The 13,441-nt window shown below is 35.6% G+C and carries 15 protein-coding genes and 1 pseudogene; 5 read left to right on the forward strand and 11 right to left on the reverse strand.

Translation table 11 applies throughout. The annotated features are described in order from the left end of the window. Nucleotides 1-399 (reverse strand): MarR family winged helix-turn-helix transcriptional regulator (locus AB3X49_RS10325; RefSeq protein WP_367961872.1); only part of this gene is annotated, 399 nt, incomplete at its 3' end. 290 nt (nt 400-689) lie between these two features. Between AB3X49_RS10325 and tet the strand changes: the two genes are divergently transcribed. Continuing rightward, on the forward strand, nt 690-2,633 hold the full coding sequence (gene tet / locus AB3X49_RS10330; RefSeq protein ID WP_367961874.1) for a tetracycline resistance ribosomal protection protein: 1,944 nt from the start codon (nt 690-692) through the stop codon (nt 2,631-2,633). A gap of 47 nt (nt 2,634-2,680) precedes the next feature. Here the strand turns inward: tet and AB3X49_RS10335 are convergent, their stop codons facing one another. Continuing rightward, nucleotides 2,681-3,325 (reverse strand): hypothetical protein, encoded by a 645-nt coding sequence (locus tag AB3X49_RS10335; RefSeq protein ID WP_016127191.1) that lies wholly within the window; start codon nt 3,323-3,325, stop codon nt 2,681-2,683. 21 nt (nt 3,326-3,346) lie between these two features. Next, on the reverse strand, nt 3,347-3,814 hold the full coding sequence (locus AB3X49_RS10340; protein ID WP_016127192.1) for an NUDIX hydrolase: 468 nt from the start codon (nt 3,812-3,814) through the stop codon (nt 3,347-3,349). A 190-nt stretch (nt 3,815-4,004) separates the two neighbouring features. Here AB3X49_RS10340 and AB3X49_RS10345 point away from each other — a divergent pair, with 190 nt between their 5' ends. Then, nucleotides 4,005-4,796, forward strand: coding sequence for a DUF4240 domain-containing protein (locus AB3X49_RS10345; protein ID WP_002142312.1), 792 nt, complete (start codon nt 4,005-4,007; stop codon nt 4,794-4,796). A 59-nt stretch (nt 4,797-4,855) separates the two neighbouring features. Here AB3X49_RS10345 and AB3X49_RS10350 read toward each other — a convergent pair whose 3' ends face one another. From AB3X49_RS10350 to AB3X49_RS10375, 6 genes are all read right to left on the reverse strand, one after another. After that, complete coding sequence (locus tag AB3X49_RS10350) at nt 4,856-5,893, reverse strand: SDR family oxidoreductase (RefSeq protein WP_367961878.1); 1,038 nt, start codon at nt 5,891-5,893, stop codon at nt 4,856-4,858. 293 nt (nt 5,894-6,186) lie between these two features. Then, complete coding sequence (locus AB3X49_RS10355) at nt 6,187-6,486, reverse strand: hypothetical protein (RefSeq protein WP_367961880.1); 300 nt, start codon at nt 6,484-6,486, stop codon at nt 6,187-6,189. Nucleotides 6,487-6,573: 87 nt separating this feature from the next. Then, nucleotides 6,574-7,524: a serine hydrolase domain-containing protein gene (locus tag AB3X49_RS10360; RefSeq protein ID WP_367961882.1), complete on the reverse strand. Its 951-nt coding sequence runs from the start codon at nt 7,522-7,524 to the stop codon at nt 6,574-6,576. A 23-nt stretch (nt 7,525-7,547) separates the two neighbouring features. Next, on the reverse strand, nt 7,548-8,438 hold the full coding sequence (locus AB3X49_RS10365; RefSeq protein ID WP_367961884.1) for an AraC family transcriptional regulator: 891 nt from the start codon (nt 8,436-8,438) through the stop codon (nt 7,548-7,550). A 48-nt stretch (nt 8,439-8,486) separates the two neighbouring features. Beyond that, entirely contained in the window at nt 8,487-8,957 is a 471-nt protein-coding gene (locus tag AB3X49_RS10370) for a GNAT family N-acetyltransferase (RefSeq protein WP_113709935.1), read from the reverse strand. 17 nt (nt 8,958-8,974) lie between these two features. After that, nucleotides 8,975-9,376 carry a DUF3980 domain-containing protein gene (locus AB3X49_RS10375; protein ID WP_002013574.1) on the reverse strand — a complete coding sequence of 134 codons (402 nt, stop codon included), beginning with the start codon at nt 9,374-9,376 and terminating at the stop codon, nt 8,975-8,977. A gap of 96 nt (nt 9,377-9,472) precedes the next feature. Between AB3X49_RS10375 and AB3X49_RS10380 the strand changes: the two are divergent. Then, nucleotides 9,473-9,878: pseudogene (locus tag AB3X49_RS10380) on the forward strand (NUDIX domain-containing protein). Between the two features lie 33 nt (nt 9,879-9,911). Here AB3X49_RS10380 and AB3X49_RS10385 read toward each other — a convergent pair. Continuing rightward, nucleotides 9,912-10,823 carry a DMT family transporter gene (locus AB3X49_RS10385; RefSeq protein ID WP_002168110.1) on the reverse strand — a complete coding sequence of 304 codons (912 nt, stop codon included), beginning with the start codon at nt 10,821-10,823 and terminating at the stop codon, nt 9,912-9,914. A 124-nt stretch (nt 10,824-10,947) separates the two neighbouring features. Here AB3X49_RS10385 and pdxR point away from each other — a divergent pair, with 124 nt between their 5' ends. Next, nucleotides 10,948-12,390 carry a MocR-like pyridoxine biosynthesis transcription factor PdxR gene (gene pdxR, locus AB3X49_RS10390; RefSeq protein WP_367961887.1) on the forward strand — a complete coding sequence of 481 codons (1,443 nt, stop codon included), beginning with the start codon at nt 10,948-10,950 and terminating at the stop codon, nt 12,388-12,390. 80 nt (nt 12,391-12,470) lie between these two features. Then, nucleotides 12,471-12,911, forward strand: a complete 441-nt coding sequence (locus AB3X49_RS10395; protein WP_367961889.1) for a YaiI/YqxD family protein — start codon at nt 12,471-12,473, stop codon at nt 12,909-12,911. 86 nt (nt 12,912-12,997) lie between these two features. Here the strand turns inward: AB3X49_RS10395 and AB3X49_RS10400 are convergent, their stop codons facing one another. Continuing rightward, entirely contained in the window at nt 12,998-13,312 is a 315-nt protein-coding gene (locus AB3X49_RS10400; protein WP_367961891.1) for a DUF3892 domain-containing protein, read from the reverse strand. Between the last annotated feature and the right edge of the window lie 129 nt (nt 13,313-13,441).

Consider the following 13,441-nt stretch of genomic DNA (forward strand, 5'->3'; position numbering starts at 1 on the left):
GTCTAACATCGTTAAAAGATTGTCGCGTTCTTCTTCACTTAATCCTTTAAATGCTGAAGTAGCGAAACGCTCTTTTTCCTCTTGATACACTTGAATTTTATTTCGCCCCTCTTCTGTAAGAGAAACTAACGTAATTCTGTTATCATCTGGATTTTTACGTCTTGTAATCATTCCGTTTGCTTCCAGCTGTTTTAAATGCCTCGTAATCGCGGCATTATCAATATTCACTTCTTGCTGAAGTGCTTTTTGACTAATTTCATCTACTTCATATAACTGAAGTATAAGCTCTAGTCTAGATTGACTCATACCCGTACACCCTTCAAACTTCGAACTTACTTCTTTATTTAGAAAGTGTAATTTATATAAAATTATTGCTTCTTTTGAGCATGAACTTGTCAAATTACCCCTCCTTTACATGCAAAACAAAAATATTTGATGTATCAATAGTTGATATGTCAATTAATATAATCTATATCGATTTATAATGCAAGCATTTTGTTTTCACTATTTATTTTTTTGAAATTCGTCTATTAATATTTTTCCAAAATAAGACGTTTTATGACGTTACAAAAAATGTAAATTACATTATAATAGTAATAATTCAAATGACTGGAGAGTGATTGTAATGCGGCAATACACAAATAGAAATGAGGAAATGAAAATGGAAAATGAAATGAGGATATTTATATATGACAACAATAAATATAGGGATTGTCGCGCACGTAGACGCTGGCAAGACGAGTTTGACTGAGCGAATTCTTTATGAGACGAATGTGATTAAAGAAATTGGCCGAGTAGATAGTGGTAATACGCAAACTGACTCAATGGAATTAGAAAGACAACGCGGAATTACGATTAAAGCATCTGTCGTTTCTTTCTTTATTGATGATTTAAAAGTAAATGTTATTGATACACCTGGACATGCTGATTTTATCGCTGAAGTGGAGCGATCATTCCGCGTTTTAGACGGTGCGATTTTAGTTATCTCTGCCGTTGAAGGTGTGCAAGCACAAACGAAGATTTTAATGCGGACATTACAGAAATTAAACATACCTACTATATTATTTGTTAATAAAATAGACCGTAGTGGCGCAAATACTGAAAAAGTTGTGAAACAAATAAAAGAGCTTCTTTCAAATGAAGCATCCCCCTTCTACTCTGTAGAAAACGAAGGTACAAAGGACGCTCGGATTATTGAATATAAATCCTATGACGATTGTATTGAACGATTAGCACCATTTAACGAATCATTGCTTGAGTCATATGTAAATAACGAAATAATACCGGATGCACTATTAAGAAAAGAACTCGAAAAGCAAATACAGCAAGCAAATGTGTTTCCTATCTTTTTTGGTTCAGCAATGACAGGTATAGGAGTAACTGAATTACTTAAAAATATTTCAGCCTTAATTCCAGCTACTAAATCGGCACAAGATGAAACATTATCCGGTGTTGTTTTTAAAATTGAACGTGAATCTTCTGGCGAAAAGATTGCTTACGTAAGACTATTTTCTGGTTGTTTACACGTTAGAAAATATGTTGATATACAGCGTGGAGAGTCTCTACCACATAAGGAAAAGATTAAAAAAATGTGCATGTTTCATAATGGAGATGCCGTTCAATCTTCTACTGTTCAAAGCGGAGAGTTTTGCAAAGTATGGGGACTTACGAATATCAAAATTGGTGATATTATCGGTAAGCGGACGGATTATATAAAGGATATTCACTTTGCCGAACCACAAATGGAAGCTGCTATTGAAGCAGTGCCTAAAGAGCGAATTCATGATTTATACGCTGCACTTATGGAGCTATGCGAAGAAGATCCTCTCATTAAAGTTTGGAAAGACAATGTTCATAATGAACTATACATTCGCCTTTTCGGTGAAGTGCAAAAAGAAGTTATTGAAACAACACTTTATGAAAAATACCGTCTACAAGTTACCTTTTCAAACACGCGAGTTGTATGTATTGAAAAACCAATTGACTTAGGGAATAGCGTTGAAGTAATGGGTGAAAAAGAAAATCCTTTTTACGCAACAATTGGGTTCAAAGTTGAACGTGGCGCGCTTAACTCTGGCATAACGTATAACTTAGGTGTTGAACTTGGATCACTGCCTTTAGCATTTCATAAAGCGATTGAAGATACAGTATTTCAAACGTTAAAACAAGGTTTATTTGGATGGGAAGTTACGGACATTATCGTCACATTAACACATACCGGCTATGCCAGTCCTGTTACAACAGCGAGTGACTTTAGAAATTTAACACCGCTCGTATTAATGGATGCTTTAAAACAAGCCAAAACATGTGTATTTGAACCAATAAATGAATTTGAATTAACTGTTCCGGAGCACGCAATTAGTACCGCAATGTATAAACTAGCTGCTATCCCAGCAACTTTTGCAGAGCCTACGTTGCATAATGATTCTTACCATTTAACAGGATCATTACCTGTTGCAAAAACAGAGGATTTTAAACGAATGCTCCATTCATTTACTGAAGGAGAAGGTATCTTTATAACAAAGCCAACTGGTTTCACAAAGCTGACGGCTCCCTTCCCTACTCGAAAACGTGTTGACTTTAATCCGCTAAATCGGAGGGATTATTTTCTTCGTGTTTTGAAGGCTTATTAAATAAAAAAGAGGTGCCATTCGCACCTCTTTTTGCATGTATTGATAGGTTAGTTTTTCCTAACAACTTCTTTAAGTTTTTCTATTATTTTTGCTATCGCTTCGATCGAATTCTCGGTTTCAAATTCTCCAACATTTACAGAATGGTTAGCGTTTTTGACAACTTCAATCTGTAAATTCGTTTTATGTAACTGATTTATTTGATTTGCATTATATTGATGATCTTTATCTCCAATTACTAAAAGCCCTTCGTGATGACTATGTAAGATCGAATCAAAAATAGAATCAAAAGTTAGTAATGGTGTAAGCAATATCATTTTTGACCGTAGAAATTCTTCTCTCTTCATTAAATCATTCGCAATCGGGATTGTTCCGAGTGATTTTCCTAAAAACATCGAATTGCTATATTGCCCACTTTTTAGCACTTCAATAATGACAGGATTAATATCATCCATCATTACTTTCGTTATTTCTTCCATTGGTTTTTCCATTAATTGTCCATCGTAGGAATAATGAATATGTACTACATCTATTTTATTTTCAAGCATAAGCATCGTTGCATAATAAAATAACGGCTTGTCATAATTGTAGCCTGAACCTGAGAACATAAAACAAATTGTATTAGAACCTTTTTCGATATGTGTGTAACGAATGACTTTATCATCTATATGTATCTCTTTTTTAGTCCCCTTCACCGTTTTCCCCTCCAAGCACGCTTACTTTTGTAAAACGATATGTTCTGTATGAACTGATACATCCTTTACTTTATCTTTTATAAACGCTGGCTGTAAGTTATATGCATGTAACTCTTCTACCGGCACCCACTTAAATAAATATTTTCTACCTGCTTCTTCAAGAATATATTGATCCGCCCCATTTGCAGGTAATTCATGCAATTCTACTTCATAATAAAAACTAATCTCATGAAACTTTCGCTCAGAAAGTGTAAAGAAGTTTTCTACTGACCATATTAATCTCTTCACTTCAATAGGTACGCCTAGTTCTTCTGCAAGCTCTCGTTTTAACGCATCTTCACTATTTTCTAGCATTTTCACTCTTCCGCCTGGTACGTACCAAAAATCTTCACCGTCACCTTGCAGAATGAGTATTTTATTATCATGTTTACAAATTGCTCCGACTCGGTAATTAAAACATGTTTCCTCTACTTTAAACGTAAGATCCACAACAAACCCCTCCAATGTATCATTACAAAACTATTATTTATGTGCTGTACAAATAAGATTACTAAATTTTTCTATTTCATTCAATGATTTTCGAACTTTCCGAAAACTACACTTACCTTTTTGTCATTACAGGTATTTATACATATGTTACAATCACAATGCATACTAGAAAAGCAATATGGGGGTACGAATGGAAACGTTATTAATCCAGCAAACTGAGAAATCAAATAAGTTTTGGAAAATCGTTGTGAAAGATAGAGACTACGTTGTGTTTTACGGAAAAATTGGCACAGCTGGTAGTGTGAAAGCGAAAGAGTTTGAAACAGAAGAAGAATGCATAAAAGAAGCTAACAAACTAATCGCTTCCAAACGAAAAAAAGGATATACCGACCCTATTCTAGGGGAAGATTACATAAAAGAAAAAACGATAACAGAAGAAGAATTTTGGGAGATAATCGCTCGTGCAAAAACGAAAGGCGAAGACCAAGAAGAACAAATAGAATGGCTCACTTCTCACCTTTCTAAACGTACAGTACATGAAATTGTAGCTTTTGACACACATATGCATCGTATTTTAAAAGCTTCCTATACGCCTCACTTATGGGCAGCTGCATATATTATTATGGGTGGTTGTTCGGATGATAGCTTTGATTATTTCCGTGGATGGTTATTATATCAAGGAAAAGAGACTTACGAAGCATGTATTGAAAATCCAGAACGGTTAATTCCTGTATTAGAAAATTTGAGCGAGTATGATGTTCCAGAAATAGAAGAACTTACGCTATATTTCGGACAAGAAGTATATTTGGAGAAGACTGGGGATGAAGATGATACATACTTTACACTATACCATGTCTTATCAAATGAAGAATTTGAGGAAGTTGATATCGAGTTAGACTGGGATGAAGATGACGAAGAAGGTTTGAAAAAGATGTTTCCTAAGCTATGGGAAATGTACGGGGAAGAACCGATTGAGTGGTAGACTAATATTAGGACTCTGTTTAACCAATAGACAGAGTCCTTTTTTCATAAGATTCTTATTTAACCTCTCTTTATTTCATACCACTTATCTAACAGCACCTTTTCTCTTTCAATTGAAATACCTGCCTTTAATTCCCTATGTTTCGTTTCTTTCATCCACTCATACACGTCTGTAACAGTATCTTCTAAACTTCTAAAAGTAAGACCCTCTTTAACTGCGCTCTCTATATTAATAGAAAATCCACCTTTCCACGGCTTCATTTCACCTTCTAATGCAAAAGTTTCTGGAAGCCATAACGGCATTTCAATCCACGGCTGCACTTTATATTCCTTCATAAATGATTCATCTACCCAAACGAATTCAGCATCGCTATTTGTAACCTTTTTACACGTATTTAATAGCTCTTCCATCGTCAATTCATCTTTCGGACCCGTTACATTAAATGTACCTACTTTATTGTTTTCTGCCATGTTTAGTCCAAAGCTTGCGACATCTTTTATATCAACGAACTGTACTGGGCGGTCTTTCCTACCAGGAACTAACATATTACTGCCCTTTGCTACGCGCTGAATCCAGTATGGAAGCCGATCTGTATAATCAAACATTCCTGAAAGAAGTCCTGCTCTTACGTGTAAAACGCGATCCGGCCAATACTTCTCTGCCTCTGTTTCACATAATACTTTTAACGCACCGTAATACTCATATGGAGATATTTCACCATTCTCTACAGCTTTCACCTTATCGCTTGGTGGTTCAGGTTGTAATATATAGTCTTCTTTTATGTGATGCGGGATCCAATCTTTATATACGGAAAGGCTTGAGATGAATGTATAGTGCTTTATATTATCTTTAAGTACTTCTCCTACATTCCTAATGTGATGAGGAGAAAATCCACATGTATCTATGACCATATCCCATTTTCGATTTACTAAACTTGAAACATCATCATTTCTGTCACCGATTAACTGCTCTACTTCAGGAAAAATTTCTTTATTTGTTCCACGGTTGAATAATGTAACTTCATGCCCTCTATTCAAAGCCTCTTCTACGAAAGCCCTTCCTAAAAAACGTGTACCGCCCAGTATTAGAATCTTCATTCTTTTTCCCCCATTCAATCAAGCGCATGATTAAAAACCTTTTCTTTTGTTTAACGATTTTCCCTTGTAAAAAGTTACGGGTATTTTTCATTTTTTTCTATAGTTAATATAACGTCATCTAAATTTGCAACTTGTGACATAACTTTTTATCGAATTCGACAGTAATGAAGACGATAAAGAGGGGTTGAAAAATATTTCAACTAAGTCATAGTGATAAGTACACATCTACGAAAATACTTATTTATACGAGCAATGCTCCTGTCAATTTGGCAGGAGCATTGTTTTTTCAACCTCTATTTACTTTTATATACTTGAATTGAAATGATCGAAATTAAACTGAGCAACCCCATAAATAAACAAGTCACGCCTAGAATTGTATAAGAATTTCCGTATCCTTGTAATAAAGCTAAATACGTACTTGTATCCATATGACCGCCCTGCTCTGCAACAGATTCACTTGTTGCCTTACTCCCCATTTCTAGTGCATTTATTAGTACATACACACCGATAATAGCTACTAAAGCTGAAATGATTTCTACAACATTAGACTTTGTCATCATACCCTCACCTTTCAAACAACGTCTTTTATCCATCTAGTGAAATCTCTTTCTATCTCTTACTTATATATAATAGCAAAAAATGGTATAAAATTCCAATTCATACCATATTTTAAACTAAATTTAATTATTTGACTGTACACTAGAAAGAATATATTTTGAAATTAGCTCCCCCCATATATCCTTCACTTCCGGTATAATCTCAGATGCAATCGCCACCACCAATTCCTTCTCCGGAATACAACAAATCATATTCCCACCATCACCCATGGCACAGTATGAAAAGACCCCATCTTCTTCTCGTAACCACCATAAGTAACCGTATTGATTTGAATTCATCGCTATGGATTCTTGTACCCACGATTTTGAAAGAATTTCCTTTCCATTATGAATACCTTCATTCAAATACATCTGTCCAAACTTAGCCATATCTCTAGCTGCTAACGTAAGTCCCCATCCGCCAGTTGAAATACCATTGGGATCGTGAACCCATCCCTTTACATCTTTTCCGAATAAGTCATCAAATCCAAATGCTTTCATATTGTAGTTTGGAATTTCTCTTATGCCGATAGGCTGGAATAGATATTCGTTCGCAAACTCACGAGCACTTTTCCCTGTTACACTCGTAATAATTGCTGATAGTACATGTGCGCCTGCCGATGAATATTTAAAAGGTCCAATTTCTCCACCTTTTCCTGCCCTATTTAACGTATACTTCACCCAGTCCATTTGTGTACATAGTTCTTCTAACGGTTCCTGCCAGTCTATATAAGGATATGGAGCTGTCATTGTAAGAAGGTGTCGTACTGTTATTTCAGATGAATTACAATTATATTCTGGGAAAAATTCTATTACTCTTTGATCAACGCTCTTTATATACCCTTTATCTACACATATCCCAATTAACGCGGAGATTATCGTCTTTGTGACAGATGCTACATGACGTGCATCATCTGGACCGTAACCATTATAATAATTTTCAAAAGTAACATTACCTTTTTGTACAACTAATACACCATTTATATTTTTATAGTTTTCTTTTATAGTCCAATCTAACTGTTCAGCAGTTTTCATCGTTCTTCCCCCTTAATCTATGATTAAAAAGGTTCGATAGGTACATATATATCAACTATATGTTTATGTTCGGGATGCTGCCTTGGATCATTTCTATATACTTCGAAAGGATACGAATCTTTCGGTTTATATCCGCTATTTGGCAACCATTCACCGTACAAGAAATTCCATGCTCCTTTATATTCATCTTGGAATATTTCAAAATGACCTACCGCATACTTGCCTGAAGGTATTACCATTATTCCAATGTCGCTCGTTTCTACTGCGGACTCATCTGGAATTGTTATACATAGACTTGTTCTTAAATGATAGTCCTCAGTAAATTCATGATGATCGTGGTAAATGGTTAATACTTTCGTATCCTCAAATACATGATAGTTTTGCTCCGATGCGTAATGAAATAGTTTTTCTATCATTTTCGGAAAATCTATAGCTAAATCTTTATATGTACCTACATGTCTTATGTATGCGACGTTTACGTTGTCCGCTGTTACAATTTCGACCTCTCCTCGAACCTTCTTACACTCATTGTATTGAGAATCTTCGCTAACGTCTTTGCACTTCTTGCTATTGTGATTTCTATAGTGAGACGGACTTACTCCGTAATAACTTTTAAATGTACGGGAGAAAACTGCTGAATCTGTGAACCCGAAGTAATACGCAATGTCTGTAATCGTCATATCTGTACGATAAGTAAGAAGGTGTGTTGCCCTCTCTAATTTCAAACGATTCACATACCGAGATAACGACTCATCCATCATCCCTTTAAAAATTCTATGAAAATGAAATTTTGAAAAGCCTGCCACATTAGCTAAATCTTCAATTGAAAGTGAATCATTTATATGTGATTCTATATAGTCTTGCACTTTATAAACACGTCGTAAATACTCGTTTCTACTTTGAGAACTCTCCATATTTATCACTCCTCACAACAAAAAGGCTAACGTTAAGCTAGCCTCCTTTTACACATTTTTTAAAAATAACACTCTACTACCGCCGTTCCCATCATAATTTGTATGTACCGATACACCCTCTACCTCATCATCCCCAGCCTCAATTCGAAAGCCAGTTTCTTGATGGAACTGTATCGACTTTTTATTAATTGGTGACGTAATTGCTTTTACAACTTTACGGTTATTTGCACGAGCAGCATCAAAGAAATAAGAATACAATGTCGATGCGATTCCTCTTCTTCTAAACTTCGGATTTACACCTATAAAATGAACATATGCTTCATCTTTATATGTTTGTGAAAAGAATCCACATAAGAAACCTAACGTTTCGCCATCTTCTTCAATGATAAAACTCGTTTCTTGAAAGTGAACGAAAAACAACTTCGGCAACATACTAGCCATATCTCTTCCGCCCCACCAATCATTTAATACAGAATGAATCTTTACATAATCTTCCCCTTGAATGTTTCTTACTCGCATGTATTTCTCCCTCTCACTCACTTCATTTTTTCATATATTTTAATAACCGTTTCGACTAACAGAATGAATACCCAAATACCTGAAAATACAAGAACAGACTGGAATATCGATCCAATTATCATAACACCAACTGCACCTGTTATTGAAAATGATATTCCACCAAGCCCTGGATCCTGTATAAGTGCTCCAGCAGAAAAAGCAGTTATAATAGATACTATTAAATAAATAACACTCATTATTTTTAATATTTTTATAGAAAGATACGAGGTTTGTTCTTGCTCCACTTGTGATAATTCGATTTCCCCACTCGCAATTCCTTTTTGCAAACAGTCTTCACATAGAAATTCTTCTTTAATTTTTTTACCACCATGCAATGTACCTGTTATTTCTTTACATCGTGAACACTTTCGATTTATCATGTTGATATCACTCCACTCATATAAGATTATACTTACATAATTCTACATTTACCTTAATATCCCTTTTATGTATTTTATAGAGAAAGGTCGTGTTTTATGATTTCGAAACCGACATTTATCTCTAAAAACCCTACCGTCCAGTATGTATTACGGCCTAGTTGCTATGCGGTTATTTTTAACAATACTTGCTCAAAAATAGCTATCATCGAAAAAGGAGAACATTACTTTTTACCTGGTGACGGTATGGAAAGTACGGAAACGAAAGAAGCATGTTTACATCGTGAATTACTAGAGGAATTAGGTTGGGCGATTGAAATTGATCGTTCTATCGGTAATGCAGCACGATATTTTTATGCCGAAAAAGAAGATTCATGAAGTTGAAGTTCATGAATAAGACCATATTTTACAATGGATGTCTCCATCGCTTGCTATAGAACATTTAATTCATGATCATCAAAAATGGGCTGTTGAACAAGCGCTTTTATTACGAAATAAAAAATGATCTCCTTCTATATAAAAGAGATCATTTTTACTACTAACTTACTTTTTTCAAATTGAGAGCTGGCTTTTTGATTCCGCCTTTTTTTACAACATATAAGCCGATGAAGATTATAAGACCGCCAACGAGTTGCATCATATTGATTTGCTCTCCAATTGTTACAGCTGCAAAGATAACTGCGAACAATGGTACCAGATACATATAAACCATTACTTTCGTTGAACCGATTTTACTAATACCGACATACCACATTGCAAGTCCGAAGATTGTCGCAAAGACGATTGAATATGCTAGTGATCCCCAGCTTGGCGTATCTACTGGCCACGTTAATGTATTTACATTGAATAAACAGTATATAACGAGAGGTACAATTCCAATTAAAGTAGACCATGATGTGACTCTCATTGCGGAGTATTTTGTGATAAGTGGTTGCGCTAAAATGGGATACCATCCCCACGCAATTGCTGCGACTAATCCAATTACATTTCCGAGCCACGCATACTCGTATGTAGCTCCTCCCGTATGCCCTGTTAATAAAACGAATGCTGCACCAATAAACGCTACTATTGAACCAATTTGTACTTTCATCGAAAAACGTTCTTGTTTGTGCAATACTGCTAATATCCCTGTAAATATAGGTGACATCGCAATTAATAATGAGGCGTTCGTTGCTGAAGTATATTTCACAGATAGCATAAACATCGTTTGATACATTGTCGTTCCAACGATACCGACTGCTAGTAATCGTAACCAATCTTTTCTTTCAATACGTAATGAGCGTTCCATTAAAAATGTAATAAGTAATAATACCGGTGATGCTACTAAAAATCGTAAACTATTAAATTGAATGGATGACATATATGCCACGCCATACTTTCCAATTGTATAATTTGCTCCCCATACTAATGCTACTGATACTAGGAGCCATTCCATTTGCCATCGTTTCATCCGAATCTCCCCTTCCCTATTTAGCATAGTAAAATTGGCTGGATATAACACCGTCCAATTGGCTGTTTTTTTACCCAGCCAATTTGTTATACTTAATGTATATAAGATTTGCGGAGGCGTTTGTATGGAATGGAAGCTAGATAACGACAGTAAAATCCCAATTTATCAGCAAGTTGTTGACTTTATTGAAAAACGTATTACATACGGAGAACTTCCCCCAGGTAGCTTCCTCCCTTCAGAACGGAAATTAGCTACGCAGTTAAATGTAAACCGAAGTACGGTAACAACTGCTTATAATGAACTACGTGCTATGGGAATTGTAGAAAGTACGACTGGTAAAGGTACACGTGTAAGTACACATATGTGGGGCGTTTCTCCAACATTAACGCCGAACTGGAGAGGTTTCGTAGAAGGTGGTACTTTTTTACCAAACTTACCGTTACTTCGCCATATTCGGGCAGAAGTACAACAAAATGACAACATTATAGATTTCGCAAACGGAGAGCTCGGTTGTAACCTTTATCCTCACGATCAACTACAAACAATTTTACGAGAACAACCGTTAACGCATTCATTAAGTTATGATCATCCGCAAGGCTATCTCCCGCTAAGACAAGCGGTAGTAAAATATATGAAGGAATATTTAAAAGTTGAAGCGACCGAACAATCGATTATGATTACATCCGGCGCCCAACAAGCACTTCACCTTATCGTACAATGTTTATTAAATCCAGGTGACGCAGTCGCTTTCGAAAGCCCTTCACACTGTTATTCATTACCGTTATTCCAATCGGCAGGTATTCGTATTTTTCCATTACCTGTCGATGAACACGGTATTAATCCAGACGATGTGCAAGAGCTATATAGAAAACACCGTATTAAAATGATTTTTTTAAATCCAAATTTCCAAAATCCTACGGGAACGATGCTGCATCCAAACCGTAGAAAGAAACTGTTATCACTTTGCGCAGACTTACGAATTGCGATTGTTGAAGATGATCCATCTAGTTTACTTACGCTAGAAAAGAAACAACCTTGTCCTACTTTGAAATCGATAGATGAAAACGGAACAGTCATTTATGTACATTCCTTATCTAAAATGATTGCACCAGGTTTACGAGTTGGCTGGCTTGTCGCCCCTCAGTCTGTAGTAGAGAGGTTATCAGACGCAAGGCACCAAATGGAATTAGGAATGAGTATATTCCCGCAGTGGCTTATCCAACAATTTTTCGAAACAGTTCCATTTCAGTCGCATATAGTTCCTTTACGAAAGCAACTAGCAGACAAAAGAGACATTATCGTTCGTGCCCTAAACGAGCAACTTCACGATAAAATCTCTTTCTCAAGCCCAACCGGTGGTATATACATATGGGGAAAATTAAACGAACCTATAAACGAAAAACAACTCATTATGCAAAGCTTAAAACAAGAAATCGCCTTTATGCCGGGTAGTATTTTCGGTGCTAAAGACGGTTATATTCGTTTATCTTACGGGAAAGTGAATATTGATCAAATTGAAAAAGGTATTTCTCGTTTGCGTGAGGCTATTTTGGTTTGTGGGAAATAACATTATGTAAAGAAGTCTCGTTTGACAAAAGCAAAATCTACCATTATTATCAACACGAACCTATTCATAGGAGTGATAAAATGAAGATTTACGTTGATGCAGATGCTTGTCCTGTAAAAGATGTGATTATTTATGAAGCTACGAATGCCGAAATTCCTGTTACCCTCGTTACTAGTTTCTCTCATTATTCTAATGCTAAGCAGCCAACAGGTGTGGAAACAATTTATGTTGATTCCGGAGCAGATGCTGCGGATTACCGGATTATGCAGTTAGCAAAAAAAGAAGATTTAATCGTAACGCAAGATTACGGTCTTGCTTCGCTTGCTTTAGCAAAAGGCTGTATCGTTCTACACCATAAAGGCTATAAGTATACGAATGAAAACATTGAACAACTATTACAAACACGTTATTTAAGTGCAATGGTTCGAAAAAGCGGCAAGCGTACAAAGGGGCCAAAACCATTTACAGCAGAAGATAGAGAGAAATTTAGAGAGCTTTTTAAAAAAGAGATTTCACTCTAGAAATGAACTGTCTATCTGTAGGGAAAACTTAGCAAAGAAAAGAAGAGAATATCCACATTAACATTCTCTTCTTGAGGTTTACCCGTTTAAAATGAAGGTAAATTATCTAAGTTATTTTCTTTCATACCATCAGGTTCACTACGTATAATATCCCTGCCATACTTATGAAATACGTCCACATGAGCTAACTTTCCTGATTTTGCTTCATCAAGGGCAGTAATATAATCTAATTCTCTGCCACTACTTGTTTTAAAAGCAATTAAATCACCTTCATCATTTTTACGAACGGCAACAATTTGTTCTGCTCCTGAATTGACTTCATTGTCTACTTCAAATTGAGCTTGCTCTTCTCCTTGATGTAAGTAATCATTATAAACTTTTTCAAAGTCTTTTTTGTCCATAAATTTCACCTCCAACACATTTTATTAGTATGGTTGTGAGGTGTTGGTTTTATGTAAATTGCTCTAAACTTTAGTATTTTCAAATGAAAATATAGTCCCCTCACTATTTGATTGTAAAGTGTATTTTAT

The sequence above is a fragment of the Bacillus sp. C30 genome, assembly GCF_040838255.1.
GTDB lineage: Bacteria > Bacillota > Bacilli > Bacillales > Bacillaceae_G > Bacillus_A > Bacillus_A mycoides.